Below are 26694 nucleotides of genomic sequence, written 5' to 3'. Positions count from 1 at the left end.
GACCGCAAAAAAACCAAAAGGCCGACATTGGCCTTTTGGTTTTTTCCTTGCTTTATGCCCAAGCTTTCACTTTTTCGTTATCTGTCACAAAGAGAAGCACTTTTCCTTCATCTAAGCGTTTTTCAAATTGAGCGGCTTCATCTTCAGAAAAACCGATTTCGTGAATTTTATTGCGGAGCTCGTCTCCTTTTTTATTGAAGATATTTCCCACCGCGTGCTTGAAACCTGTTTCTTTGGCTCCGATCGTATTGGCGTTCGTGTTGTCTGCCAGGCGTTCAGTTCTGTCATCGTCGTGAGCTAAGACGTATACATCCTCTTTCGCAACACCCATTTTCTGCAATTCCTCTACATCCTTCATGAGCTGTTCGTCATTTGTATACTCTTTTACAACTGGTTTCATGTCGATATTCCTCCTTCATGTTTTCTATATTTCTTTCATACCCGATCGTCTGTACCTGAAACAGATTCCAGAACATTAAAGAGAAAAACAGGAGGAATGGTAGTAGCTATTTGTTTTCCGTCCATGGTAAAGTGATAGGAACGGGACCTATTTTCAGAAAAATCAAAATTAAGGAGAAGCCGCTGCACGGAGCACACGACCATGAAACGCTGCCTTTATCCGTACGAGCAGGAGGTATGTCTAATGCAATACTTTTCACCAGAACAGAAATACAATGCTTGGATTGTGAGTGATTTAGTCAAACAGATTTTTCATAAGCGTGCCGGATGTTCACCAGGAATTCACGAACTTGCGGTTTTTGCCGAGGAACATTTTCATATCGATATCGACTTTGTTTTCTCGATTATCATGAATATCGGCGACATTGAATTTGCACTAACAGATGAAATAGAAAAGAAATTGTCCGGTTATCTCAGCACTCTCCTTCCTTATGTCACTGCTGATATGTTCGAAACCTCTAAAGCCAACGCCCATGCGTTTTTGTCTCGAAGACACGGTAACGCTGCATACCACTTATTTGTGTCTGATGATGCTTTCATGAGAAAGCAGTAAAAACGCAGCTTTCTTTACTAAAAAAATATTGACATGATAAGCCATGCTATTATAGTGTTACATGTGATAATGATTCTCATTACTAAATCTGAAAAAAGGAAGAATGACATGCGCACCTATTCTAACAAGTTGATTGCCATCATGAGTGTTTTATTGCTCGCCTGCCTCATTGTATCCGGCTGTTCATCAAGCCAGAATAACAACGGAAGCGGCGAAAGCAAGTCTAAGGATTCCAGAGTGATCCATGACGAAGAAGGAAAAACGACAGTAAGCGGCACACCTAAGCGGGTGGTTGTGCTTGAGCTTTCATTCTTGGATGCCGTTCACAATCTCGGCATTACGCCGGTGGGCATCGCAGATGACAACAAAAAAGATATGATTAAAAAGCTTGTCGGCAGCTCCATTGATTACACATCTGTAGGCACACGCAGCGAACCCAATCTTGAGGTCATCAGTTCCTTGAAGCCTGATTTAATCATCGCTGACGCTGAGCGCCATAAAAACATTTATAAACAGCTGAAACAAATCGCTCCGACGATTGAATTAAAAAGCCGTGAAGCGACATATGACGAAACGATCGACAGCTTTACGACCATTGCTAAAGCATTAAATAAAGAAGATGAAGGAAAAGAAAAGCTTGCCGATCACAAAAAAGTCATCAACGATCTAAAAGCCGAACTTCCGAAAGATGAAAACCGCAACATCGTTCTCGGCGTTGCAAGGGCGGATTCCTTCCAGCTTCATACATCATCATCCTATGACGGAGAAATCTTTAAAATGCTAGGCTTTACACACGCTGTGAAGTCAGATAACGCCTATCAAGAGGTCAGCCTAGAGCAATTGAGCAAAATCGATCCTGATATTTTGTTCATCTCAGCCAACGAAGGCAAAACCATTGTAGACGAGTGGAAAACGAACCCGCTCTGGAAAAATCTCAAAGCGGTGAAAAATGGACAAGTCTATGATGCGGACCGTGACACTTGGACAAGATTCAGAGGCATCAAGTCTAGTGAAACAAGCGCCAAAGATGTGCTTAAAAAAGTGTATAATAAATAGGACAAATGAGAAGCGAGGGGAAATCCTTGCTTCTTCGTTTTTGCAACCAGACGCAGTAAGGAAGTGAGACTGTTGTATCATTCAGCCAAACGGCGCTCATCATCAAGACTGATGATGTTCATCATTGCACTGATTATTTTTATATTTGGGCTTGGGCTGAATCTTTCAGTAGGAGCCTCAGACATCGGCATCATAGATTCATTGAAATATCTTTTTGTATGGGACGGTTCAAAGGAACAGCTCATCATCTCTACTCTTCGCCTTCCCCGCACATTAATCGGCGTTTTTGTCGGCGCCAGCCTAGCTGTAGCAGGGGCGCTGATGCAGGCTATGACCAGAAATCCTCTGGCTTCACCCCAAATTTTCGGTGTGAATGCGGGTGCATCGCTTTTTGTCGTTGCTTCTCTCGTCATTCTGCCGGCATCGCCCTATTCATCTGTTATATTCGCTTTTGCGGGTGCGGCAGCAGGCGGCGCGATTGTATATATGATTGCCTCATCCGGCGGAATGACACCTGTCAAGCTGGCGCTGTCGGGAATGGCCGTGCACTTGTTCCTCTCCTCTATGACACAGGCCATCATTATTTTAAATGAGTCAGGTGAGGATGTTCTGTACTGGATGACAGGCGCAATCGACGGCAGCAACTGGCAGGACGTCATAACCATCGCTCCGTTTTCTGTCATTGGCATCGGGCTTGCCCTCGTATTTTCCGGTTCTGTTTCTGTTCTCGGTCTCGGAGACGAAACAGCAAAAGGGCTTGGACAAAATATGAACGGCATCCGGATTCTGATCAGTTTGATTATTTTAATCCTTTCCGGCGCTTCCGTAGCCGTCGCCGGGCCGATTGGCTTTGTCGGGCTGCTCGTCCCGCATATTGTCCGCAAGCTGATCGGAGAACATTATCAATACGTGCTTCCGTTTTCGGCACTGTTCGGTGCCATTTTGCTGGTGTACGCAGATGTTCTGGCCAGATGGATTGCATTTCCTTATGAATCACCGGTCGGCATTGTCACCGCGATTATCGGAACGCCGTTTTTCTTATATTTGGCAAGGAAAGGGCGGCATCTGAAATGAAGAAAACAATTAGAAAACAAAAACGCCCCTTGCTGGCGATACTCATATTGGCCGTGATTTTAATCGTTCTGTCCGTCATCAGCATTGGAATCGGTGCATTATACATTTCACCTGATGCGGTAGTGACGAATCTGCTGGGACTGGATCATTCCTTTGAATTTATCATCCAGCAATATCGTCTGCCCCGCATTATATTAGCGATTTTGGCCGGTGCTGGGCTTGCCGCTGCCGGAGCGATTTTACAGGGTGTGATCCGAAATCCGCTCGCTTCCCCGGACGTTGTCGGCATTTCAAAAGGCTCCGGACTTGCAGCGATGGCTGTGATTCTCATCTTTCCTGAGTCGCCGGTATACGTGCTTCCGTTCTCCGCATTTGCCGGAGCCGCCATTATTGCTGTACTATTATTAATGATAGCCCGAAAAAAGAGCATTCAGCCCTCTTCACTGGCTTTATCAGGCATTGCTTTAGGCGCGGTCTGCCACGCCGGAATGCAATATATGATGGTCAAGTTTCCGGGCGACGTGAATGCTGCACTCATTTGGCTGACAGGAAGCCTTTGGGGAAGAAACTGGGAAGAAGTCAACCTGCTTGCGCCATGGCTTTTGATTCTTTTTCCGATCGTCTGCATTCTCATACCGAAGCTGGATCTTATGTCACTCGGGGATGAGCTTGCACAGGGTCTCGGAGAAAACGCAAACCGGCTGAGATTCATCCTGATTTTCACCGCGGTGGCGTTGGCGGGAAGCTGTGTAGCCGTCGTCGGCTCAATCGGTTTTATCGGCTTGCTTGCTCCGCATATCGCCAGACGGCTTGCCGGAGAAAAAGCTAAATATTTACTGCCTGCATCGGCATTGATTGGTGCTATTATATTATTAATTGCAGATACGTTAGGGCGCGGCATCATGCCTCCGGTTGAAATACCTGCCGGAATACTGACAGCCGTGATCGGCGCGCCTTATTTCTTATATTTATTGAAATTCGAAGCGAGGAAACAGTAGGGAGAGGATACCATGGGAAAACTGGCTGCAGACCAGCTCACTCTTTCATATGACAGTACAGTGATTATTGACGGAGTCGACTTAAAGATAGAAGAAGGAAAAATCACTGCGCTCATCGGCGCTAATGGCTGCGGTAAATCAACAATCCTCAAATCGCTCGCCAGGCTGATGGCCCCGAAAAGCGGTACAGTGCTACTAGAAGGAAAAGACATCCACCGCCAGCCATCAAAAGAAGTCGCAAAAAAACTGGCCATTCTTCCACAATCTCCTCAGGCTCCTGAAGGATTGACGGTAGAGGAATTATGCTATTTTGGCAGACATCCTCACAAAAAGCTGTTATCCAAGCATACCCAAGAGGATCATGACATGGTAGAGTGGGCGCTGGAAGCAACGGGCATGATTGAACTGAAGGATCGGACGCTGGATGCCCTTTCAGGCGGCCAAAGACAAAGAGCCTGGATTTCCATGGCACTTGCGCAAGGCACTGATTTGCTTTTGCTTGATGAGCCGACCACGTATTTAGACATCTCACACCAGATTGAAGTACTTGAACTGCTGAAAAAGCTGAACCGCGACCATGGCCGCACCGTTGTCATGGTGCTCCATGATTTAAACCAGGCCGCTCAATATGCTGACTATCTGATCAGTGTGCTGGACGGAAAAATATACAATGCCGGAACACCGGAAGATGTGTTCACCCAGCCATTTTTCCGTGAAGTCTTCGGCTTGGAATGCTGCATCATGAGAAGCCCGATCGACCAGAAGCCAATGTGCCTGCCGACGGGACTGTGCCCGAAATTACGGGCGAAATGAAAAGGAGAGGAAATCCCTAGGGCTGTCGAGAAACGTGACAGCCTTCATTTTCCCTTATAATATTTTATTCTCACATAATTGATGATAATCTTAAAAAACTCGTCATTCTTCTTATGTTCTATACGAGATACTCTTTTAACATAAAGTTAAATCTGTTCTTATTGACCAACTTGTTAAAGTTATTTCATCTATTCGAATCTTAACACATAGAAAAGCTGAAAGAATTATAGTAAGTCATCCTCGAAATGCGTGAAAAGACAAAAAAGAAAAGCGACAAAATTAGCTTATGTATCAGAAAAAGAATAATCAAAACAGATGCTTTGCTATTGCAGGCTCAGCTTAAAATCGAAATGCTAACTAACTGAATCTTCTATATTTCTCACAATAATATACAGAAGATCGTAATACCTAGCTAAGATCGAGCTTAATGGCTCTTTTTCTGATTCTCAATCCCTGATAATTATGAAAAGCATTTAAAATAAAATCTTGTAGAAAAAACATTGTTTTTTCTACAAGATGAACATTATTACACAATGCTAGTATACTTTTATCAAGTCTCTAACCTAGAATGATTAATAAATTGCTTTATTAGTAATTGGCCCATTAATTGATTCTCTAATTTTATATACTGGAATATTCTTTACGCATCTAATCCCCATTTCATTGTGTCGACAGAAAGGAATATCTTTTGCTCTAAAAGAAGGGAACATTAAGCCTGGATGAGAGAAGAATGATCCTCCTTTAAGAACGGCAAATGAGTTAACACTATTAAATGGTACATTCTCAAAAATAGGGTGGAAAGCTCTCTTTGTTTTAAGCTCACTTCTAGTCCACTCCCATGTTCCGCCGATCATACCGCATACTCCATAGGGACTTTCACCATTTTGTTCAAAAATATCACTTGTTAAATGATTTAATTCTTTATCAGCATGAGCTTTTAATAAATTTTCTCTCCAGGACTTTAAAGAAGTAATGGGTTCATTATAAAGACTTCCAGCATATTGAACCTTTGCAGGATCAAATTTATCTCCCCAAGGCCAGACATTACCCTTTTCGCCTCGAGCAGCTTTTTCCCATTGAAACTCGGTTGGCAATTCTTTCCCCTTATATCTTGCGTAAGCAAATGCATCATAAAAATCTATACCTGTAACGGGATGATTATCTAAATACCTATCATCCCAATATGTATTTCTTCTATGTTGTTTATTCTGCGGTTCATTAGGATGACAGAATATATGCCCATTTTCCTCTATGAACTCGGTAAAGATATCATAATCTTTATTTGTAACAGGATACTTATCGATAAAAAATGGAGGTAACCATACTTTTTGTCTAGGAACAGCATCTTTCCAATTAAATGTTTTGTCAGGAATTTCATTTTCATTTAAACCGAATTCAAAAAAGCCACCCGGAATTAAAATCATCCCATCTTCTTCTGTTTTTTCGAATTCCTCTATTAGACTTTGAGGAATTTTTTCTTCAAAGTCAAAGTTATTAGGAAGTATACCATTTTGATCAAAATAATTTTTTAGCATTACTAGCTCTTCATGTTTTTCAACACCGAATATATCTAATAATGTACTTAATACTTTTTGGGCCCCTAATCCCACAGGTTTTTTAGGGTAGCTTATACTCTCCCGGACATCATCAATAATCGAAGACAAATATGCTACAGATTCTTCAATTTTATGATTTGCACAGACATCCATAGCTTTAAAAGAAACTAAATCATCCGGATCCTGGGTTAGATTGATTATAGTTTCTACAGCAGAGAAATAAGGTACCCATTTTTCAACGAAATCAATTAATCTATACCTTATGTAAGTATTCGGATAAGCAATACACATCCCAAACACATTTTCCGCTGCTACAGGGTGTTGAATTTTATTTAGTAGAGTCATAATTCTATTATCGATTAAACTCTTAAAATCATTTTTTTTATTTTCTGGAACAGAAGTAATAAGTTCTTCAACTTCAATTAATATTTCTATATCTTTATTGTAAATTGATTTATGATCTTGCATTAATAGAGTCAAATTACGATAACCTCCCGATTTGTTTGTTGAAATAAGGAATAGCATTAAATGCTATTCCCTAAGTGTTTACCATTTTTCATTAGTATAAAGAACCGGGCTAACAATCGATTTTCTCCAGTTTTTTCTTAATTTTCTCATGGTTTTCCCCCCTTTAATAAGATATGTGGTTCCCTGAATATTGATAGAATAGTCAGAGAACTTAAATAAACAATAACAATAAATAGAATAAAAGTAAATAGTTTACAAGGAAATTTTTTCTTTACTTTTGTTGTTTTAAGGTGTTTAAATATGTTTAAGCTCTTTACCGAGAAAAATTATTCCAAGGGAGGATACATATGAGTAAAGGTTATTATTCTATTTTATTTAGCCAGACCACTACAAATTTAGGTTTTTCTCTATATACTATGGTAGTGATTTCGTTTTTGTTTAAAATGACCAATTCGACAACCATCGCCTCTATGGTGACATTAATAAGTATTATTTTTCGTATTTTTGGAAGTGCTATATTACCGTTAATAACAATTCGATTAAAACTGCCTCTTACAATAATTATTTCTCAATTGATACAAATGCTGTTATTAATATGTTTGTTCTATGCTTTATTAAGAACTTACTCTAATCAAACTCTCATTTTAGTCTTTATTATTATTAGCTGTATTTCCTTTTTTAATGGATGGTTCTCACCTTTAAAAAGTGCAATTATAGGGGAAATAATCTCTCCTGATAGAAGAGTAAAAGCAAATGGATTATTATCTACAGTGGACCAAACTTTTCAATTTGTAGGCTGGTCTTTAGGTGGTCTCATAATTGCATTTTTAGGTGAGGGATATACCATTATACTTACTATCTTTTTGTTGTTTACATCTCTTCTTTCTCTTTTATTTTGTCTACCACATGGCCACGCTAATTCTGTCATACGTGAAAAAAATTCTCCCAATAAGAGTATAGTAAGTGGTTGGCGGTATTTATTTAGCCAAAAGAAACTTAGAACAATTATTATTATGGATTTAATTGAGTCATGGGCAGGAATGATTTGGATAGGATCTGTCTCTTTAGCTTTCGTTAACGAAGTCTTGCATAAAGGAGAATCATGGTGGGGATTTATTAATGGAGCATATTATTTAGGTTCGATGATAGGGGGATTTATAATATATAAGCTGTCGGAGAGATTTCAAAATAAGTTAATTAATTTTATGTTAATTGGCGCTGTCTCATATGGAAGTTTAACTTTAATATATGGTTTTATAAGTAATTCATACTTAGCTCTAATTTTGGTTCTCTTTATGGGGCCGGCTTATATATTAAGAGATCTTACACAAGAAACACTTATTCAGAACATAACAACCGAGCAAACTCGAATTAATATAATGTCTGCAAGGTCTTCTTTAGTACAGTTCATTTTTATGTTTTCAATTCTGGCTATAGGGGCTATTTCAGATTTCCTTGGAGTTCGTTTAGTTTATGTTTCAGCAGGTATTCTTTTATTAGTGTCCGCAATATATGGATTTTCTCAATTACAATTCAAAAAAAAGGTAAATAAACATATAAGCTTTTAATAAATATATAAAATTTAATTATGTTTTCGTTTGCTTTTTCGCGTGTTTAATTAATAAGTAAACATTACTTTATTGACCAAAAGAAAATGGTTGAGTACCATCAATTATCTGTTTCAGAAAAACTCGGCATAAAAGGAAAAAATTGAACAAATCTTTGCTGATGTAAAAAAATCGCATAGACTTTGCTATTGCAGATTGATGCGAAAGCAAAATGTGAACGACTAAGCTCCCCCTCGCAGATGCTTGCAAGAATATGAAAAAGAATCGACATACACACTAGCCAATCTTAGCTAGGTGTACAGGAGCTCTTTTTCTGTTCTGTTTTCTAATAATGATAAATGACTAAAGAGAACTTTTAAAACAAAAGAGCTTGTAGAAAGCATAAGCTCATCTATAACCTTTTTTGTATGCCAGCTTACCTTTTGTATTTCCTCTCCTGTCCATGTTACAGTGGTGTCAACCAAGTGATAGGAGGATGAAAATGACAGCATCTCAGCAGCAAATTCAATTAGCAAGACGTCCACAAGGTATTCCTGTTCATGAAGACTTTCGCTTTGAAACCATTCCGGTTCCTGAACCCAAGCAAGGGGAAGTGCTTGTCAAAACGCTTTATGTTTCGGTTGACCCTTATATGCGCGGCCGTATGCAGGATACGAAGTCATATGTTGAGCCATTCGCCTTGGATGAAGCGCTTTCTGGCGGGGTTATCGCTGAAGTTGTGTCAGACGGGAATCATCTGAAAAAAGGCGATATCGCCATCGGAAATCTCAGCTGGCAGGAATTTTCCGCTGTGAGCGAGTCTGCCTTGCGAAAAATTGATACAAGCCTTGCTCCCGCTTCGGCCTATCTCGGCATTTTGGGAATGACCGGCTTAACAGCATACTTCGGATTGCTGGACATCGGACGCCCGAAGGAAGGCGAAACCGTGGTTGTCTCAGGAGCTGCCGGAGCCGTCGGTTCAACAGTCGGGCAAATTGCCAAAATCAAAGGCGCGCGAGTCGTCGGCATCGCGGGCTCTGATGAAAAAATCGACTATTTAAAACAGGAGCTTCAGTTTGACGAAGCCATCAATTACAAAACAGCGGATGATATCCAAAAAGCGCTTCAAAACGCTTGTCCTGACGGTGTCGATGTGTATTTTGACAATGTCGGCGGACCGATTTCAGACGCGGTGATGAATCTGCTCAATGAATTTGCCCGCATTCCGGTGTGCGGCGCCATTTCTTCCTATAACGCAGAAAGCGAAGCAGATGACATGGGCCCTCGTGTCCAATCAAAACTCATTAAAACGAAGTCGCTGATGCAAGGCTTTATCGTAAGCGACTACTCCGATCGTTTTTCTGAGGGAGCAAAACAGCTGGCCGAATGGCTGAAGGCTGGTAAACTCCATTACGAGGAAACCATCACAGAAGGCTTCGAAAACATTCCTGACGCGTTTCTCGGTTTATTTAAGGGAGAAAATAAAGGGAAACAGCTGATCAAGGTCAGTGATCCGAGCTGAATGAAGATGAAAACGGGAGGGCTTTTTGCCCTCCTTTTGTGTTTCGATGAGATCAGTTGCGAAGAATCAGCGTAAGAAAACCATCTTCATCAGGTTCCGTGTCTTCTAAAGTGAATCCTGCTGCTTGAAAGCAAGCTAAACTGATTCGATTGTCTTCTTCAATGCATGCCACCCATTCTCGCACGCTAGTAAAATCAGGTTCGGTCATCAGCTTTTGCAGTATCCGTTTTCCGTACCCTTGAAGCCGGTACAAAGGATTGACGATCAATCCAATATACGTCCGCTCCTCTCCGAACTCAATAACGACCATCCCTGCCGGCAGCTGTCCATCATACGCCATGATGACAGTATCGTGTTTATCTTTATTTACTCGTGCGTACCACTCATCTAATGGCAGCATCCCATCCATTCTCCGTCTGGTATCCTCATTCTCAAACCAGTGTTCAAGTATTTTCAGCTCTGGCTCCTGCATTACTTGAAACCTGTCTATTGAAGCCATTTTCCCACCTCCGCGCAAAATCTTTTCTATTATTTTACAACAAAAAAAGGGCTTTCCGCCCTCCTTTTTATTTCGTCTTCAGTTTTCCGCCTGCATACACAGCTTCACTCAGCTCAACACCAAGCTTCTTCGCCATTTTTTTCAGCTTTGATTCCTCCAATTTTGTCACAAGGCTCAGCACGTTGCCTTCTTTTCCGGCCCGGCCTGTTCGTCCTGATCTGTGGACATAGCCATCTTCATCTGGAATATCAGCATGAATCACGTATGGCAGGTTTTCAATGTCTAAACCGCGTGCGGCAATGTCAGTCGCCAATAAAAGAGGAAACTCTCCGTCTTCGAATGCGGAAATGATTTTTGCCCGCTCCATTTTTTTCGCTTCACTGTGCAAAACGCCGAGTTCAACGTGGTGATATGCCAGCTTTTCCGCATATACACTCAGGTTGCCGATGTCTCTCACAAATACGAGTGCCTGCATGCCTTCAAGCCTTGACAGCTTTTGCAGCAGCTTCACTTTGTCGCGCTGGTCGCAAATCAGGTATTGATGTTTCACTTTCCCTGCCTCCGCCTTGCTTCGCTGTACCTTCAACACCTCAGGCTCTTGCGCCAATTCGCGGAGCACATCCTCTGTTTCCTTTTTGAGTGTCGCGGAAAAACATAGAAGCTGGCGGTCTCTTAATGTCGTTTTAATAATTTGTTTGATCGTTTCGCGATGCTCCGGCAGGATAAGCTGATCCGCTTCATCAAGTACAATCGTTTTCACTTCATGCATTTTGAGTTTCTTTGCTTTAATCAGTTCAAATACCCTGCCTGGCGTGCCGACGATGATATGCGGATGTTTCTTCAGCTTTTCGACCTGCTTCTTCACATTCGCCCCGCCGATTAAGGAAGCCGCGCGCAGCTCTGAGCCCGCTTTCCAATCCTGAATCACCTGAAAAATCTGCATGACCAGCTCACGGGAAGGCGCTAAAATCACAGCCTGCGGATGCTTTTGCTCTGGTTTGATCCGCTCCAAGACCGGCAGCGCATACGCCAGCGTCTTCCCTGTACCTGTCGGCGATTCTGCAATGACGTCCTTTCCGTCCATGATCAGCTGGGCTGCCTGCTCTTGAACAGGGGTTGGCGTTTGAAAGCCGGAAGCATTCCAATTCTCTTGTATAAATGATTGTGCATTATGTAAAAATGGCCAAGTTTGCGTCATTTTGTTCTCCTCAATTCCTGAAATCTATTCCATAGTATCTCAAAACCTCGCCCGGAACGCAATTTTTCTTTTTCTTTCCTATACCTTTCAACATTCCGAATCCTCCTTTATAATCAAAAGAGTGAATATTACACGCCGATTGTGCGTGTTTGATAACGATAGAGGTGTAAACATGAGTATTTTATCTGTAAAGGATTTAAGCCACGGTTTCGGGGACCGGGCCATTTTTAATAACGTTTCCTTCCGCCTGTTAAAAGGCGAGCACGTCGGTTTGATCGGCGCAAACGGTGAAGGAAAATCAACCTTCATGAATATTATTACCGGAAAGCTTGAACCTGATGAGGGAAAAGTCGAGTGGTCAAAAAACGTCCGTGTCGGATACCTTGATCAGCATACCGTGCTGGAAAAAGGAAAATCCATTCGAGACGTCCTGAAAGACGCATTCCATTATTTATTTGCGATGGAAGAGGAAATGAACGAGATATACAACAAAATGGGCGAGGCTGATCCCGACGAGCTCGAAAAGCTGCTTGAAGAAGTCGGCGTCATTCAAGACGCGCTGACAAACAATGATTTTTATGTCATTGATTCCAAGGTGGAAGAAATCGCCCGCGGTCTCGGTTTGAGCGATATCGGTTTAGAGCGAGATGTCACCGATTTGAGCGGCGGACAGCGCACAAAGGTCCTTCTCGCTAAGCTTCTCCTTGAAAAGCCGGAAATTCTGCTTCTCGATGAGCCGACCAACTATCTTGATGAACAGCATATTGAATGGCTGAAACGCTACCTGCAGGAATACGAGAACGCGTTCATCCTGATTTCCCACGATATTCCGTTCTTGAATAGTGTCATCAACCTGATTTATCACGTTGAAAATCAAGAGCTGACACGTTATGTCGGCGACTACCATCAGTTTATGGAAGTCTACGAGGTGAAAAAACAGCAGCTTGAAGCGGCCTACAAAAAGCAGCAGCAGGAAGTCGCGGAGCTGAAGGATTTCGTCGCCCGCAACAAAGCGCGTGTCAGCACGAGAAACATGGCGATGTCCCGCCAAAAGAAACTCGATAAGATGGATATGATCGAGCTTGCGGCAGAAAAGCCAAAGCCGGAATTCCACTTTAAGCCGGCGAGAACGTCAGGCAAGCTGATTTTTGAAACGAAGGATCTCGTGATCGGTTACGATTCCCCGCTGTCCCGTCCGCTCAACCTCCGCATGGAGCGCGGCCAAAAAATCGCCCTTTACGGCGCGAATGGGATCGGAAAAACGACATTGCTGAAAAGTTTGCTTGGTGAAATCCAGCCGCTCGAAGGCTCTGTTGAACGCGGTGAGCACATCTATACCGGCTATTTCGAGCAAGAGGTCAAGGAAACAAACAACAATACGTGCATCGAAGAAGTATGGAGCGAATTCCCTTCTTATACGCAGTATGAAATCCGTGCCGCTCTGGCAAAATGCGGGCTGACGACAAAGCATATCGAAAGCCGCGTCTCCGTATTAAGCGGAGGCGAAAAAGCGAAAGTCAGATTGTGCAAGCTAATCAACTCAGAAACAAACCTGCTGGTGCTCGATGAGCCGACAAACCACTTGGATGCCGATGCCAAGGAAGAGCTCAAGCGCGCCCTGAAAGAATATAAAGGCTCCATTCTGCTCATTTCCCACGAGCCAGACTTTTATATGGATATTGCGACAGAAACGTGGAACTGCGAGTCTTGGACGACGAAAGTGCTTTAATTTATAAAAAAACCCGCCTGCTAAAGGGCGGGTTTTTTACTGCCATTTTTTCTGAACGATTCTCAAAAGCTCTCTGTCTTTTAAAATGAGCTGCAATGGAGATGTGAATTCATCAAGTGTCAGCTCTCTTTTGGCAGACAGCTCAAAATCCTCCTCATCTTCCCAAGCGGTAAACCACTCGACCGAGAAAAGCTGTTTTTCATGACGCTGTGTATGTATTGATAGAGCGTTTCTAAACATTTCTGATCATATTCGTCAGGTTTTGCCTTATCCATGGCAAACGTCCCCTCTACAGCATGAACCATCACTGAAATGGCAATCGTAAATGAACGGACACATTCTCAGCTTCTGCAAGATAAATCCCAGCCGCATCAATGCCTGACCGAAGCGGATGCCCTTTCCGCGAACGCCGTTCTTGCTGACCGAAAAAACCGGTTTCTAAAGGGAGTTTTCAGCCGGAAAATAGTAAAATTGTGTCATAAAGGTTGTCCTTTCCTGCACCAATTCGATTATGATGCATTATAACGAATAAAAAGACACTGCATATGCGCAGTGTCTTTCGTTATTAATGCCCCGCCTTAATTCCAGCAAGATGTTTACGTCCCATGAGAAGGACAAGCATGCCGACAAAAACGACGATTCCGCCTACTGTATATGGTGTGCTTGCAGTAAAGTGTTCTGACAGCATTCCTGCAATCCACGGGGCGAGCGCGCCGCCGATGAAGCGGACTGAGCTGTAGGCTGAAGACGCGATTGAACGTTCAACCGGCGCAGAACCCATCACAGCGGTTGTCATGATCGTATTCACCATACCGAGGACAGCACCAGCGACAACGATACATGTAATAATCAAAGTCTGATGGTCTGTCCAGATCCCCATAATAACGAGAATGGCCGCAAAGGCGATAAAGAGAACGACTAGCGAACGCACTGTGCCCAGCGCTTTGTGCACGAGCGGCGCCGTAAAGACTGACGTAATCGCCAGCAGAAGGCCCCAGCCGAAGAAGACATATCCAAGACCGTGTTCATCTAAATCCAGTACGAACGGAGAATAAGCTAGCAAAATAAAAAATCCAAAGTTGTATAGGAATGCCGATACCGCCATTGTCAGCAGGCCTTTATATTTGAGTGCCTTCATCGCATCAAACACACCGACGCGTTTCGCCGGTTTCGGCAGCTTCGGAAGCATGAAAGAAATCGCGATTAACGCAATAAACATCAGGACAGATACTCCAAAAAACGGTGCGCGCCATGAAATGCTTCCGAGCTCTCCGCCTGCAAGCGGCCCGACAGAAATCCCGAGACCGAGCGCGGCCTCATACAAAATAATCGCTTGGGCGCTTCCTCCGACTGATACACCGACGATGACCGCAAGCGCTGTTGAAATAAACAAAGCATTCCCTAATCCCCAGCCGCCGCGATAGCCGACTAACTGAGCGATTGAGCTTGAGCTGCCGCCAAACCCCGCAAACACAATAATAAAAATAAGTCCGAGAATTAATGTCCATTTCGCGCCGATGCGGCTGGAAATGGCTCCTGAGAAAAACATCATAAATCCGGTTACAAGCAAATAACTTGTAAACAAGAGTGATACTTCACTAGGTGAAGCATGTAATTGTGCGGCAATGGCCGGAAGAATTGGATCAACCAGCCCGATTCCCATAAAGGAAATCACACAGGCAAACGCGACAGCCCATACCGCTTTCGGCTGGCTGAGCAAGCCTGTTTTCTGATTCACTTGTGTTGTCTTATCCATTTGACCTGACCTCCATCTTTATTCCATTAAAAGAAACGCTACAAAAATAGCGTTTAACAAACTTTTCATTCGATTGATTGAATGGCGCGTTCCGCTTTGCCTTTCATGCCCTGCAGGCGTTCTTTAAAGCTTTGGAATGTGCGGATTTTCTCATCAATCAAATCCAGCTGGTGATTCAGGGTTTCCTGAATTTCCTCCAGTTTTTCTTTCCGTTCCTTAGGATCCAGTGACAACAAATACCCCTCTTTGTTTAACTCTAGCTGGCGGCTGGTTTCCATGAAATGCTGAAGCTCCTGAAGGGAAAAACCGAGCACCTCTTTTGTGCTGATGACTTTCTCAAGCTCCTCCATATCATCCTCTGAATAAAGCCTTACACCGCCGTCTGTCCGTTTCGGCGCCGGAATCAAGCCGATTTCTTCATAAAACCGGATGGTCCGCTTTGTCAGCCCGCTTCTTTTGGCCACTTGATCAATCTTCATCCATTCCAAGGTAAATCCCCCTTCGCCGTTTCTGTTACCATTATACACCTTTTGAACCTTAACGTAAACGTTAAGTTTTAAAAAACAATAAAAAAGACGAGCAGCATACAGCACCCGTCTTTCACTTTCCTGTTTAAGCTAAACTTCCCGCCACTGACAGAGACTCTTTTTGAAGGCTTTCAGAAAGCACTCGATACGCGATCACTTTCTTCTTGTACTGTTTCACGACGTCGATATGGTCGTCGTAGCGGTACACGAACAGCTTCACGTCTTTTTTTCCTTTTTTTGTATCTATCACCAGAGGCGTGCCGCCGTTTTCCGGATGTAAATAACGCTCTTCATCACCTGGATAGATATAATATTTTTCCAGGAAGATAGCTTCGTTAAATTGATCAATCACTTTCTGCTTCTCTGCACCCTCGAGGCGTTTTCCATCTAGAGAGAGACTCGCATTTTCGTCACTCAGCTTGGCGTGCACTTCAAATTTGCCGAGCAGCCATTCTATGACGCCTGTAGGAAGACAGGTTAATACGATTTTCACCAGACTCATGAGAATTAACATCACGATCGCCCATGTCATACTTCATCATCTCCGTTAGTTTTCCATGTGCCGCTGACACACAACTTTATCCTAACATAAGCAGGCCGGTTCGTTTTTGTCCATTATGTGAAAAAAAGCGCGGCCTGCTGCGGCCACGCTTTTTAGCTTTCCAGTTCTTCGATCATGAGGGACAATTCTGTCCAGCGGTCCATCGCAGCCTCAAGCTCTTCCGCCGTTTTCGCCTGCTCGGCCATCAGCTCTTGGATTTTGCCAAAATCACTGCCTGCTGCGGCGATGTCAGCTTCAAGCTGTTCATGCTTTTCTTCCAGCTGGGCAATTTTATCTTCGATGCCGTCCCATTCCAACTGGTCTTTGTAAGAAAGCTTTTTCCGTTTTTTCTTCGGCTCGGCTTCAGCCGTTTTTTCCTCAGCTGCCGGTTTTGGGGCCGCTTTTTTCGCTTTTGACTCCTCCATATAGTCGCTATAGGAGCCTTGAAAGCGGGAAATGACACCATTTCCTTCAAATACAATCAAACGGTCGACGACGCGGTCAAGGAAATAGCGGTCATGGGATACGGTGATGACGACGCCTGGGAACTGGTCAATATAATCCTCAAGAACGCTTAATGTTTCAGTATCCAAATCGTTCGTCGGCTCATCGAGAAACAGGACATTCGGCTCCTGCATGAGAACCTGAAGCAAGTATAAACGGCGTTTTTCCCCGCCGGACAGCTTGCGGATATACGTCTGCTGCATCGAACGCGGGAAGAGGAAACGCTCGAGCATTTGTTCAGCTGTAATCATATCGCCATCTGCCGTTTTTACGACCTCCGCCGTTTCTTTTATATAGTCAATGACTTTTAACTCACCGTTCATTTCACTATGATCCTGAGTATAGTAGCCGATTCTGACCGTCTGTCCGATCGTAATATCGCCTCCGTCCGGCGTATGACGGCCGGCAAGGGCATTTAACAGCGTTGTTTTCCCGATGCCGTTTGGCCCGATGATCCCGATCCGTTCACCTGGTATGACAAGTTCATTAAAACGGTCGACGAGCATGCGGCCGTCATAAGCGATCATGACGTTCTCCGCTTCAATAACCTGTTTTCCGAGACGGTGCGAGCCAATGGCAAAATCGAGTGAACCTGATGACTGAGGGCCTGTCTGCTCTTTAAGCGTCTCTACCCGGTCAATTCTCGCTTTTTGTTTTGTGGAGCGGGCTTTCGCTCCTCGTCTGAGCCAAGCCAGTTCGCGGCGCAGCAGGTTTTGCCGCTTCGTTTCCTTTTGCTCAGCCTGCGCTTCCCGTTCCGCGCGTTTTTCTAAAAACACTTCATAGTTGCCTTTGTAAGTGTAGAGGCTGCCTCTTTCAAGCTCATAAATGCGGTTGGTGACACGGTTTAAGAAATATCTATCGTGCGTCACCAGCATGACGGCGCCGGGATATTGGCTTAAATACCCTTCAAGCCACTCAATCGTTTCATTATCCAAATGGTTTGTCGGCTCGTCCAAAATGAGCAAATCAGCGGGCTGAATTAAGTTTTTGGCAATGGCCACCCGTTTTTTCTGGCCGCCTGAGAGCTCATTGACCGGTTTTGTTACGTCGTTGACGCCCAGCTTAGACAATACGGTTTTTGCCAAGGTGTTTGCATCCCATGCATTGTTCGCGTCCATTTTCGCTTGTGCTGCCAGCAGGTGTTTCTGGCGCTGTTCATTTTCGGGATCTTTCCCCAGTTCATACAGCGCTTTTTCATATTCACGCAAGGTTTTCATCACAGCCGATTCACCGGAATAGATATGCTCCAGCACTGTTTGCCCCGCAGGCAGCTCCGGGTCTTGATGAAGAAATTCGACCTGCACGCTTCCGGATTTCGTGATTTCTCCTTCTTCGATAGATTCCAAGCCGGCAATCACTTTCAACAGCGTTGATTTTCCTGTTCCGTTCGGCCCGATTAATCCGATTCTCTCATTCTCTTCAATATGAAAGGAGATATGGTCAAATAATGTTTTATCTCCGTATGTTTTATAAAGATTTTCCGCTTTTAATATGCTCATGGTTCCTATCAATCCTCACGTAAGTTCATGTGTACATTTTAAATCAGCCGCTGGAATAAAACTAGTAAAACGTCAGACGAATTTCATGGAAATGCAGGATAAGAAAAAGACCGGGGATGTTTGTCCCCGGTCTCTTACTCTTCCTCAAGCGCTTTTTCGGCCATTTTCGCAAGATGCTGCGCGCTTCCTGAAATCTCCTGCATCGTGGCGGAAATTTGTTCAACAGCAGCGGCTTGTCCGTCTGTATGCTGGTTAATCGACTCAATGGATTCCTCCAGCCCTTTCAGCAGGCTGTGGATTTTTTTCGTAATCTGGTCAATTTGGCCGACATTTTCTTTTGAATGCGTCGCTAGCTTTCTGATCTCATCTGCGACGACAGAGAATCCTTTTCCGGACTCCCCTGCTCTTGCCGCTTCGATCGCGGCGTTCAAGCCGAGCAGATTGCTTTGGTCCGAGATGCCTTTAACAGTTACTGAAATATCGGCGATTTCACCGGCGCTTTCGCTTACTTTTTTCGCCTGAGAGGAAATGCCCGACATTTGAGTTGAAAACCCGTTAATTGATTCAGAAATGTCGGAAATAGCCGCGGCTGTTTGTTCAACAACAGCTGATAAGCTTTCCGCGACATCATGCAGCTTTGACGACTCCTCAAGGCTCGTTCCGAGGCCGACGCCTCCAATGACTCTTCCATTCTCGTCGTGCAGCGGGATGGCACGCGCGATCAATGGGAAGCCGAACAATTCTTTCGGAACCATGCTCGTCTTCTTCTGATTGCTGCGGATGGCATCTGTGATGATATCCCCTTCCTGCAGCGGATCGCCGGCTTTTACGTTCAGCGAAAAGGTTTTGGCCGGTATATTCACGAGCAGTTTTTCCGTATCATAAATGCCGATTGTAATATCATCCTGAACCAGGCTGTTTAAATAAGGGGCTACTTTGATAAATGCGTCCAGAATATCTGCGGTTTCTTTTTCCGTATTTATGGTCAATTCCATTCACTCCTTTTCATTAATAAGGGAAGCTGCGTTTTTCGTGCTGGACCGAGATCCATTTCAGCGTTGTAAATTCTTCGAGGCTCCACTCACCGTTTAAACGGCCGAGGCCTGATTGCTTTTCACCGCCGAAGGCTACATTCGGTTCATCATTGATGGTCGTGTCATTGACGTGAATCATGCCTGTTTCAATGCGTTTCGCAAAAGCCACGCCGCGCTCAAGATTTGACGTATGTACGGCACCGCTCAAGCCAAACGGGGTTTCGTTTGCGATATCCACCGCTTCGTCTTCTGAATCAAACTTCATAAAGGAGACGACTGGTCCGAACAGCTCTTCCTTGGCAATGCTCATGAACGGTTTGACGTCTTTTAAGATCGTCGGTTCCACGATCGTCCCGTTAAATCCGCCAAGCTTCACTGGTACAGCGCCTTCTTCAATTGCTTGCTCTACAGTCTTCATCAGCCCGTCCGTCTGTCTGCTGTTGATTAATGGCCCGATAATCGTATCAGGGTCCATTGGGTCGCCGACTTTCAGCGATTCCACTTTTGCCTGGTACAGCTCAAGGAACTTGTCATAAATAGAAGAATGAACAAGCACGCGGTTGGCTGACATGCAAATCTGCCCTTGATGTGTAAATCGGCTGAACACCGCCGCATTGACCGCATATTCTATATCTGCATCCTCAAGTACGATGAAGGCGCTGTTCCCGCCAAGCTCAAGAAGCGGCTTTTTAAAATGCTTCATCGCAAGCTGTCCGATGTAGCTGCCGACTTTCGTAGAACCGGTAAATGAGATGATCCGCGGCACTGGATGCTCAACGAAGCTGTCGCCGATTTCAGCAATGTCTGTGACAACAACATTCAGCAGCCCCGCTGGAATTCCCGCGTTCTCAAAAATTTTCGCAATCAGCGTTCCGCCGCAAATCGGCGTTTCCTCATGCGGCTTTAGCACAACGCCATTGCCGGCTCCGAGTGCAGGCGCCACTGATTTCATAGATAAAAAGAATGGGAAGTTAAACGGACTGATGACACCGACAACGCCTGCCGGCACGCGATATAATCTGTTTTCCTTGCCATCTATTGTTGACGGAAGAATTTTCCCCTCCATGCGGATTGGGAACGTTGCCGCTTCTTTTATGATGTTTTTGACAAGACCGATTTCAAAAGCTGCTTTGAGCCTTGTACCGCCTAGCTCCTCCATAATCAAATAAATAATGGCTTCTTCATTTTCTTCAATATACGTGACGGCTTTTTCTAAAATGGTTCTTTTCTCGAACGGGTTGACCGCATCCCATTTTTTCTTTGCCAGCGCCGCTGCCCGATACGCTTCATCTACATCGTCAGCAGTCGCTTTACGGAATGTTGTGAATGTTTTTTGAGTATAAGGATTTTTGTTTTCCAATACATTTGGGCTGCTGCCCTCCTGCCATTTCCCGCCGATAAACTGTTTATTCAACTCTTCATATTGAAACATGGTCAGCATCTCCTTTATAACCGCAAATCAAAATATGGGCGAATCTATTTTTTCTATCGGTTCATCTTGCATAAAATTGAATATACGATTAGTAAAAATTACTATCCTATGATACGACAACGCTGTTTCGCTTCTATCATTTAAAGCAGAAAAATATTTTATTGACTACGTCAAATTTCGACAATATAATACAACAAGAACTGCATATAATGATTAGAATATTTTGAATATTTCTAGGAGGAACTTTTGATGAGTTCATTATTTAGAAAAAAACCGCTTGAAACATTGAGTGCGCAGAGCAAGTCAAAAAGCCTTGCCCGTACGTTAAGCGCATTTGATTTAACCTTGCTCGGTATCGGTTGTGTCATCGGTACAGGGATTTTTGTCATTACAGGAACAGTGGCAGCGACCGGTGCAGGTCCCGCCCTCATCATATCGTTTATTTTAGCGGGGCTCGCCTGTGCGCTGGCTGCTTTCTGTTATGCTGAGTTTTCGTCTTCCATTCCGATTTCGGGAAGCGTGTACTCATACTCATACGTGACACTTGGAGAGCTGCTCGCCTTTTTGATCGGATGGGATCTCATGCTTGAATATGTCATTGCACTGTCGGCGGTTGCCACCGGCTGGTCTTCATACTTTCAATCACTGCTTGCCGGCTTCAATCTTCATATTCCGGCTGCACTGACAGGAGCGCCGGGAAGCACGGCGGGCGCCGTATTTAACCTTCCGGCTGCGGTGATCATTCTCCTCATCACTGCGATTGTCAGCAGAGGCGTCAAGGAAAGCACACGCTTTAACAACGTTATTGTACTGATGAAAATCGCGATCATTTTATTGTTCATTATTGTCGGCATCGGCTATGTGAAACCGGACAACTGGTCTCCTTTTATGCCATTCGGGATGAAAGGCGTCATACTTAGCGCTGCCACTGTATTCTTCGCGTACCTTGGGTTTGACGCGGTTTCAAACGCATCAGAGGAAGTGAAAAATCCGCAAAAAAACATGCCCGTCGGCATTATTTCAGCTCTAGCCGTCTGCACGGTTCTGTACATCGCGGTATCGCTTGTGCTGACAGGCATGATGCCTTATGCCAAATTGAATGTCGGAGATCCTGTATCTTTTGCGCTGAAATTCGTCGGACAGGACGCTGTTGCCGGAATTATTTCTGTCGGTGCGATTATCGGGATTACGACGGTGATGCTCGCTTTGCTGTACGCTCAGGTTCGTTTGACATTTGCCATGAGCAGAGACGGCCTTCTGCCTGGATTGTTCGCAAAGGTTCATCCGTCATTTAAAACCCCGTTCCGCAACACATGGCTGACAGGGATCGTTGCAGCGGGAATCGCCGGCTTTATTAACCTCGGAACGCTGGCCCATCTGGTGAACATGGGAACACTTGCCGCGTTTACGGTCATTTCCGTTGCTGTCATTGTGCTAAGAAAAAAACATCCTGAAATCAAGGCGTCCTTCAGAGTGCCGTTCGTTCCGGTTGTGCCGATTATCAGCGCAGGCATCTGCCTTTGGTTCATGTACAGCCTTCCCGGCGTCACATGGCTTTCATTTGTCATCTGGATCGCTGTCGGAACGCTGGTTTACTTCCTATATTCGAGAAAACACAGCTTATTAAACAAATAATCTCTTTTCAGCCGGCGGTGCCTCACCCGCCGGCTTTTTCCTTTTTTTATGTGCTATACTTTGAATACATATGAGGAAAGGGAGACACACAGATGAAACGATACCGCACTTTATTATTTGATGTAGATGATACCATCCTTGATTTTCAAGCGGCAGAAGCTTTAGCCCTGCGTTTGCTGTTTGAAGATCAGAACATTCCTTTAACAAATGACATGAAGGCGCAGTATAAAACCATCAATCAAGGTCTCTGGAGAGCCTTTGAAGAAGGTAAGATGACACGGGATGAAGTCGTAAACACACGTTTCTCCGCTTTGCTCAAGGAGTACGGTTACGAAGCGGACGGCGCCTTGCTTGAGCAAAAATACCGCCGCTTTCTTGAAGAAGGACATCAGCTTATTGACGGTGCATTTGATCTCATCTCAAATCTGCAGCAACAGTATGATTTGTACATCGTGACAAACGGTGTGTCTCACACACAATATAAGCGTCTCCATGATTCAGGATTATTTCCATTCTTCAAGGACATTTTCGTTTCTGAAGACACAGGCTTCCAAAAGCCGATGAAGGAATATTTCGATTACGTATTTGAACGGATTCCTCAATTTTCAGCAGAGCACACATTAATCATTGGGGATTCACTGACTGCTGATATCAAAGGCGGACAGCTCGCCGGGCTTGATACTTGCTGGATGAACCCTGACATGAAGCCGAATGTGCCAGAGATCATACCAACCTATGAGATTCGTAAGCTTGAAGAGCTATATCACATTTTGAATATCGAAAATACTGTCAGCTGCTAATCAGGCTGACGGCGTTTCTTTCATAAGAGTCTTTTTTCCTCTTGATAAATTCTTCACCTTATGAATAATATGGTGGTATGCTTTGGTTATATATGTAAGGAGGAGACTCAATTGGCTATCGCCGCCCCGTTAAAAGAAAAAACAGTTCAAAAACCAGGCACCACGGTGTATCCGATTTTGATTATTATCGGAATTTGCCATATGCTCAACGATTCGCTTCAGGCTGTGATTCCGGCCATGTTCCCTATTTTGGAACGCTCCATGAGCCTGACGTTTACACAGCTCGGCATCATTGCTTTCACATTAAACATGGTGTCATCCGTCATGCAGCCTGTTGTCGGCTGGTATACCGATAAACGGCCGCGGCCGTATGCGCTGCCAGTCGGTTTGACCGCCAGCATGCTTGGCATTTTGGGCCTTGCATTTGCCCCGTCATTCATAACGATCTTATGCTGTGTGTTTTTCATTGGATTAGGCTCGGCCATTTTCCATCCGGAGGGCTCCCGTGTGGCGTATATGGCCGCCGGCACAAAACGCGGGCTCGCCCAGTCGATTTATCAGGTGGGCGGAAACTCAGGCCAGGCGATGGCGCCGCTGATCACCGCGCTGATCCTTGTGCCGCTCGGGCAATTCGGCGCTGTTTGGTTCACGCTTGTCGCCGCGCTTGCTGTTATGTTTCTCATGTATATCGCGAAATGGTACGCCTCACGTCTCGGCAGCCTTGCCCAGAAATCAGGCAAACAAAAGAAAACGGCTGAAAACACGGCCATCACCAAATCTGTTGTATCTGCTCTTATTATTATTATATTTCTCATTTTTGCTCGTTCTTGGTATACGAGTGCGATCGGTAACTTTTACACGTTTTACGCGATGGATACATATCACGTAAGCATTCAGCAGGCACAAAGCTATATTTTTGTCTTCTTGCTGTTCGGCGCAATCGGCACGTTTCTCGGCGGCCCGCTTGCAGACCGTTTTGGAAAACGCTTCGTTATCCTCGGTTCGCTGTTATGCTCGGCGCCGCTGGCGATTGTGCTGCCATTTGCCGGCCCGGTTCTCGCCTATGGCGTGCTCGCATTGATTGGCTTGGTTCTGATGTCGAGCTTTTCTGTAACGGTCGTCTACGCACAGGAGCTAGTTCCTGGAAAAATCGGCACAATGTCCGGTTTAACCGTCGGGCTTGCCTTCGGGATGGGCGCAATCGGCGCTGTGGCGCTGGGCGCTCTGATTGACGCCGCGGGCCTGACCCCGACGATGATCGCCATTGCCTTTCTCCCTGTTCTCGGCATCCTTGCCTTCCTATTGCCAAGTGACCAGAAGCTGAGAGAATGGCATAGCTGAAAAAACCCCTGCCAGGCGGCAGGGGGTTTTTTAATCCAGCTGGATAAAATGAGTGTCAGGCACTGCGTGCTTCGGGATAAAGCCATCCGCAAAGTCCGGAAACGCCGACTGTATTTCATCAATCCATCTTTTCAGATTTAATATATACGGCATATAAATCATCTCAATTGTCGCTTCGTCTTCAATCCGGTAGTACCAGCAAAGATTAAACTCTTTTTCTGTCACCAGTGTAAACCCAGAGAAATGATAGAAAATCAGCGGCGTTTCATCTATATACACGCGGCCGTCCTTTTGCCCGACCTTATAGTTTTCGATATTCCAAAGCGCTGTATTGGCTCCTATTGATTTGACAACATGAACACCTTTAAACTGCTCCGGCCATTTCTCCACATATCTTTGATCACCATATGTCTTTCGTTCCGTATCCATTTCGACCGTGCAAAATTCAATACAGTCCTGTCTCCACTGCCACACCGCTTCATATGCTTCCTTTGTATTACCGGCGCCGACAAAGCCTGTATTAAAGCGTCCGGTTCGGTCGTAGTAGGACATGAAGCGCGGCGAATTACGATGATCAGTCAAATACAGAGACGCCGTTGGGTTTTCTGCAAAAATACGTGCCGGATCAGAAAAGAAAAATAGATCCGTATCCATATGGGCAAAGTATTCAGCGTCATCCCACTTGCTCATCACATGAAACAAAAAGGCGGGCTTTAACGTCCAGCAATATTCATGAAACGTTCTGTTGCTTTTCGCTTTCAACAGCTCCGGGTCTTCCATTTCATGCAGCTGCACAAAGGTTACATGCTCCCATGGAACGTGCTGAAGCAATTCATACGCTTTCTGGTCGACACACAGCACATATAAATGAAAATCATCGCAATGCTCATGGAGAGAATGAATCATAGGCATGAGCTTAAAGATATGTGTCCTTGACACTATCGTTGAAAAATGAAATGTACTCACTTATACCACATCCAATGATCTAAGATCCACGTGCAGCAAATCGTTGACAAGCGCATACAGTGCGTTGGCAAAATCGTTCACGCCTAGCTTTTTCTTCGCCTTAGGCAGAAGCTTGCGGACAGTTTGCAAATCAAAGCTTTTCGCCGTCACCCTTGGGGATTTCTTTCGCCAATCCGGATCAATGTTGCGCTCTTTAACAACATGCAGAAGCTCAAGAAACAGATTCAGCAGCATATCATATTTCTGTGATTCCAGCAGCTTTTGAATATCAGCCATGATTCTGTTCGTCATGTCAGGCGGGAACGGCCCATTAAAAGCGAGATGAACGTCTAAGGAGCGGATGTTATTGTATTTATCGCACATATAGGCAATGTTTGCCCGAATATCGTCTACAGACTTACAATTGCTTGGATGTTCCTGATGAACACTGACAATATCACGGCGAAGCCTGAAGGTCAATCCGGCCTGATGAAGCCTGATCCCGAGGTCATAATCCTCAAACCCGTACCGCACAATGCCTTCGTCAAATAAACCGAGGTCAACCACATGCTTGCGTTTCACAGAGGAATTATTCGTGATAAAAAAGCGCCATGGCATATGATAGCCTTTCAAGTCATCGCCGTACTCATCTAAAATCTTCTTGAGCACGTCTATAAAGTCGGTATCGAGGTCAAAGCTTTTATCAAGAAAGCTTCCGTTTTTGATGTCCGCTTCCTCCAGCAGCTTTTGTTTGTCTTTCTTCGGCATTTCACCTGTGAGCTTTGCGAGCTGTTCCTTATGTTCTTCTTCAAATCGTTCATAGTAAAAACTGTAGATCCGTTTCCAAAACAACCCGCACACGACGAGATTCTCTTCGTTCTCATGGGCTTTAATATGTTTTGCCACAAGGTCCTTTGCCGCAAGCATATCGCTGTCATGGAAAATCAGGATGTCTCCTCTGGCATTGCGAAGCGCCTGATTTCGTCCGTACGCAATGCCCCTGTTTTCTTTAATCCGTGTAAAGATCAGCGGAAAATCAGCTTGAAATGACTCAAGCATCGAGAGCGTCCCGTCCTCAGAGCCATTGTCCGCTACAATGACTTCGAATTCTTCATCGCACTCCTGCTGGTTTAATGACAGAAGGCTGTTGTAAAGACGCTCCTTCGAATTATATGCAGGAATAATAACGCTTGCTTTCACTTCATTTT

General features: G+C 44.5%; 24 protein-coding genes. 11 read left to right on the top strand and 13 right to left on the bottom strand.

What is annotated here, in order from left to right; all coding sequences use genetic code 11:
- Nucleotides 1–52: 52 nt before the first annotated feature.
- Entirely contained in the window at nt 53–400 is a 348-nt protein-coding gene (locus tag MHB62_RS04000) for a general stress protein (RefSeq protein WP_003233729.1), read from the bottom strand.
- Nucleotides 401–643: 243 nt separating this feature from the next.
- Here MHB62_RS04000 and MHB62_RS03995 point away from each other — a divergent pair, with 243 nt between their 5' ends.
- From MHB62_RS03995 to yfmF, 5 genes are all read left to right on the top strand, one after another.
- On the top strand, nt 644–1012 hold the full coding sequence (locus MHB62_RS03995; RefSeq protein ID WP_032722993.1) for a YfmB family protein: 369 nt from the start codon (nt 644–646) through the stop codon (nt 1010–1012).
- Between the two features lie 108 nt (nt 1013–1120).
- Nucleotides 1121–2068 carry a Fe(3+)-citrate ABC transporter substrate-binding protein YfmC gene (gene yfmC / locus MHB62_RS03990; RefSeq protein WP_032722992.1) on the top strand — a complete coding sequence of 316 codons (948 nt, stop codon included), beginning with the start codon at nt 1121–1123 and terminating at the stop codon, nt 2066–2068.
- Between the two features lie 72 nt (nt 2069–2140).
- Nucleotides 2141–3142, top strand: coding sequence for a Fe(3+) dicitrate ABC transporter permease FecD (gene fecD, locus MHB62_RS03985; RefSeq protein WP_015482945.1), 1002 nt, complete (start codon nt 2141–2143; stop codon nt 3140–3142).
- Nucleotides 3139–4140, top strand: a complete 1002-nt coding sequence (gene yfmE, locus MHB62_RS03980; RefSeq protein WP_003233735.1) for a Fe(3+)-citrate ABC transporter permease YfmE — start codon at nt 3139–3141, stop codon at nt 4138–4140. Before fecD ends, yfmE begins: the two co-directional genes overlap by 4 nt.
- A gap of 12 nt (nt 4141–4152) precedes the next feature.
- Nucleotides 4153–4953 carry a Fe(3+)-citrate ABC transporter ATP-binding protein YfmF gene (yfmF, locus tag MHB62_RS03975; RefSeq protein WP_003233737.1) on the top strand — a complete coding sequence of 267 codons (801 nt, stop codon included), beginning with the start codon at nt 4153–4155 and terminating at the stop codon, nt 4951–4953.
- Nucleotides 4954–5525: 572 nt separating this feature from the next.
- Here the strand turns inward: yfmF and MHB62_RS03970 are convergent.
- Complete coding sequence (locus tag MHB62_RS03970) at nt 5526–6989, bottom strand: formylglycine-generating enzyme family protein (protein ID WP_003244287.1); 1464 nt, start codon at nt 6987–6989, stop codon at nt 5526–5528.
- Between the two features lie 335 nt (nt 6990–7324).
- Here MHB62_RS03970 and MHB62_RS03965 point away from each other — a divergent pair, with 335 nt between their 5' ends.
- On the top strand, nt 7325–8545 hold the full coding sequence (locus MHB62_RS03965; RefSeq protein ID WP_003233743.1) for an MFS transporter: 1221 nt from the start codon (nt 7325–7327) through the stop codon (nt 8543–8545).
- A 481-nt stretch (nt 8546–9026) separates the two neighbouring features.
- Nucleotides 9027–10046 (top strand): NADP-dependent oxidoreductase, encoded by a 1020-nt coding sequence (locus MHB62_RS03960; protein WP_015715494.1) that lies wholly within the window; start codon nt 9027–9029, stop codon nt 10044–10046.
- A gap of 52 nt (nt 10047–10098) precedes the next feature.
- On the opposite strand, the gene MHB62_RS03955 is transcribed toward MHB62_RS03960, so the two are convergent.
- Nucleotides 10099–10545: a GNAT family N-acetyltransferase gene (locus MHB62_RS03955; RefSeq protein ID WP_015252579.1), complete on the bottom strand. Its 447-nt coding sequence runs from the start codon at nt 10543–10545 to the stop codon at nt 10099–10101.
- 67 nt (nt 10546–10612) lie between these two features.
- A complete protein-coding gene (locus MHB62_RS03950; RefSeq protein ID WP_015715493.1) occupies nt 10613–11743 on the bottom strand; it encodes a DEAD/DEAH box helicase in 1131 nt (376 codons plus the stop codon).
- 172 nt (nt 11744–11915) lie between these two features.
- Between MHB62_RS03950 and MHB62_RS03945 the strand changes: the two genes are divergently transcribed.
- Complete coding sequence (locus MHB62_RS03945) at nt 11916–13472, top strand: ABC-F family ATP-binding cassette domain-containing protein (RefSeq protein WP_003233752.1); 1557 nt, start codon at nt 11916–11918, stop codon at nt 13470–13472.
- A gap of 119 nt (nt 13473–13591) precedes the next feature.
- Here the strand turns inward: MHB62_RS03945 and MHB62_RS03940 are convergent, their stop codons facing one another.
- The 7 genes from MHB62_RS03940 to yfmT all read right to left on the bottom strand — a co-directional run bounded on the left by MHB62_RS03940 (nt 13592) and on the right by yfmT (nt 20765).
- Entirely contained in the window at nt 13592–13747 is a 156-nt protein-coding gene (locus tag MHB62_RS03940) for a hypothetical protein (protein WP_010886440.1), read from the bottom strand.
- A 290-nt stretch (nt 13748–14037) separates the two neighbouring features.
- Nucleotides 14038–15228 (bottom strand): MFS transporter, encoded by a 1191-nt coding sequence (locus MHB62_RS03935; RefSeq protein WP_015715492.1) that lies wholly within the window; start codon nt 15226–15228, stop codon nt 14038–14040.
- Between the two features lie 65 nt (nt 15229–15293).
- On the bottom strand, nt 15294–15716 hold the full coding sequence (locus MHB62_RS03930) for a MerR family transcriptional regulator (RefSeq protein WP_003243655.1): 423 nt from the start codon (nt 15714–15716) through the stop codon (nt 15294–15296).
- A gap of 124 nt (nt 15717–15840) precedes the next feature.
- The gene (locus MHB62_RS03925) at nt 15841–16287 is read right to left on the bottom strand and encodes a YfmQ family protein (protein WP_003243426.1); all 447 of its coding nucleotides are present in this window, start codon (nt 16285–16287) and stop codon (nt 15841–15843) included.
- Nucleotides 16288–16409: 122 nt separating this feature from the next.
- The gene (locus MHB62_RS03920; RefSeq protein WP_003244423.1) at nt 16410–18299 is read right to left on the bottom strand and encodes an ABC-F family ATP-binding cassette domain-containing protein; all 1890 of its coding nucleotides are present in this window, start codon (nt 18297–18299) and stop codon (nt 16410–16412) included.
- A gap of 134 nt (nt 18300–18433) precedes the next feature.
- Nucleotides 18434–18838 carry a methyl-accepting chemotaxis protein gene (locus MHB62_RS03915; protein WP_369888597.1) on the bottom strand — a complete coding sequence of 135 codons (405 nt, stop codon included), beginning with the start codon at nt 18836–18838 and terminating at the stop codon, nt 18434–18436.
- 469 nt (nt 18839–19307) lie between these two features.
- The gene (yfmT, locus tag MHB62_RS03910) at nt 19308–20765 is read right to left on the bottom strand and encodes a benzaldehyde dehydrogenase (protein WP_003244104.1); all 1458 of its coding nucleotides are present in this window, start codon (nt 20763–20765) and stop codon (nt 19308–19310) included.
- 249 nt (nt 20766–21014) lie between these two features.
- Here yfmT and MHB62_RS03905 point away from each other — a divergent pair, with 249 nt between their 5' ends.
- The 3 genes from MHB62_RS03905 to MHB62_RS03895 all read left to right on the top strand — a co-directional run bounded on the left by MHB62_RS03905 (nt 21015) and on the right by MHB62_RS03895 (nt 24541).
- A complete protein-coding gene (locus MHB62_RS03905; RefSeq protein ID WP_015715491.1) occupies nt 21015–22400 on the top strand; it encodes an amino acid permease in 1386 nt (461 codons plus the stop codon).
- A gap of 92 nt (nt 22401–22492) precedes the next feature.
- Nucleotides 22493–23200 (top strand): YjjG family noncanonical pyrimidine nucleotidase, encoded by a 708-nt coding sequence (locus MHB62_RS03900; protein WP_015715490.1) that lies wholly within the window; start codon nt 22493–22495, stop codon nt 23198–23200.
- 111 nt (nt 23201–23311) lie between these two features.
- Nucleotides 23312–24541 carry an MFS transporter gene (locus tag MHB62_RS03895; RefSeq protein WP_003243467.1) on the top strand — a complete coding sequence of 410 codons (1230 nt, stop codon included), beginning with the start codon at nt 23312–23314 and terminating at the stop codon, nt 24539–24541.
- Nucleotides 24542–24571: 30 nt separating this feature from the next.
- On the opposite strand, the gene MHB62_RS03890 is transcribed toward MHB62_RS03895, so the two are convergent.
- Nucleotides 24572–25507 (bottom strand): putative nucleotide-diphospho-sugar transferase, encoded by a 936-nt coding sequence (locus tag MHB62_RS03890; protein WP_015252589.1) that lies wholly within the window; start codon nt 25505–25507, stop codon nt 24572–24574.
- A complete protein-coding gene (locus tag MHB62_RS03885) occupies nt 25508–26686 on the bottom strand; it encodes a glycosyltransferase family 2 protein (protein ID WP_003233779.1) in 1179 nt (392 codons plus the stop codon).
- Nucleotides 26687–26694: the final 8 nt, after the last annotated feature.

It is taken from the genome of Bacillus sp. FSL K6-0255 (assembly GCF_045040725.1).
GTDB classification, from domain to species: Bacteria; Bacillota; Bacilli; order Bacillales; family Bacillaceae; genus Bacillus; species Bacillus subtilis.
This window is presented reverse-complemented; position numbering and strand designations above follow the sequence as displayed.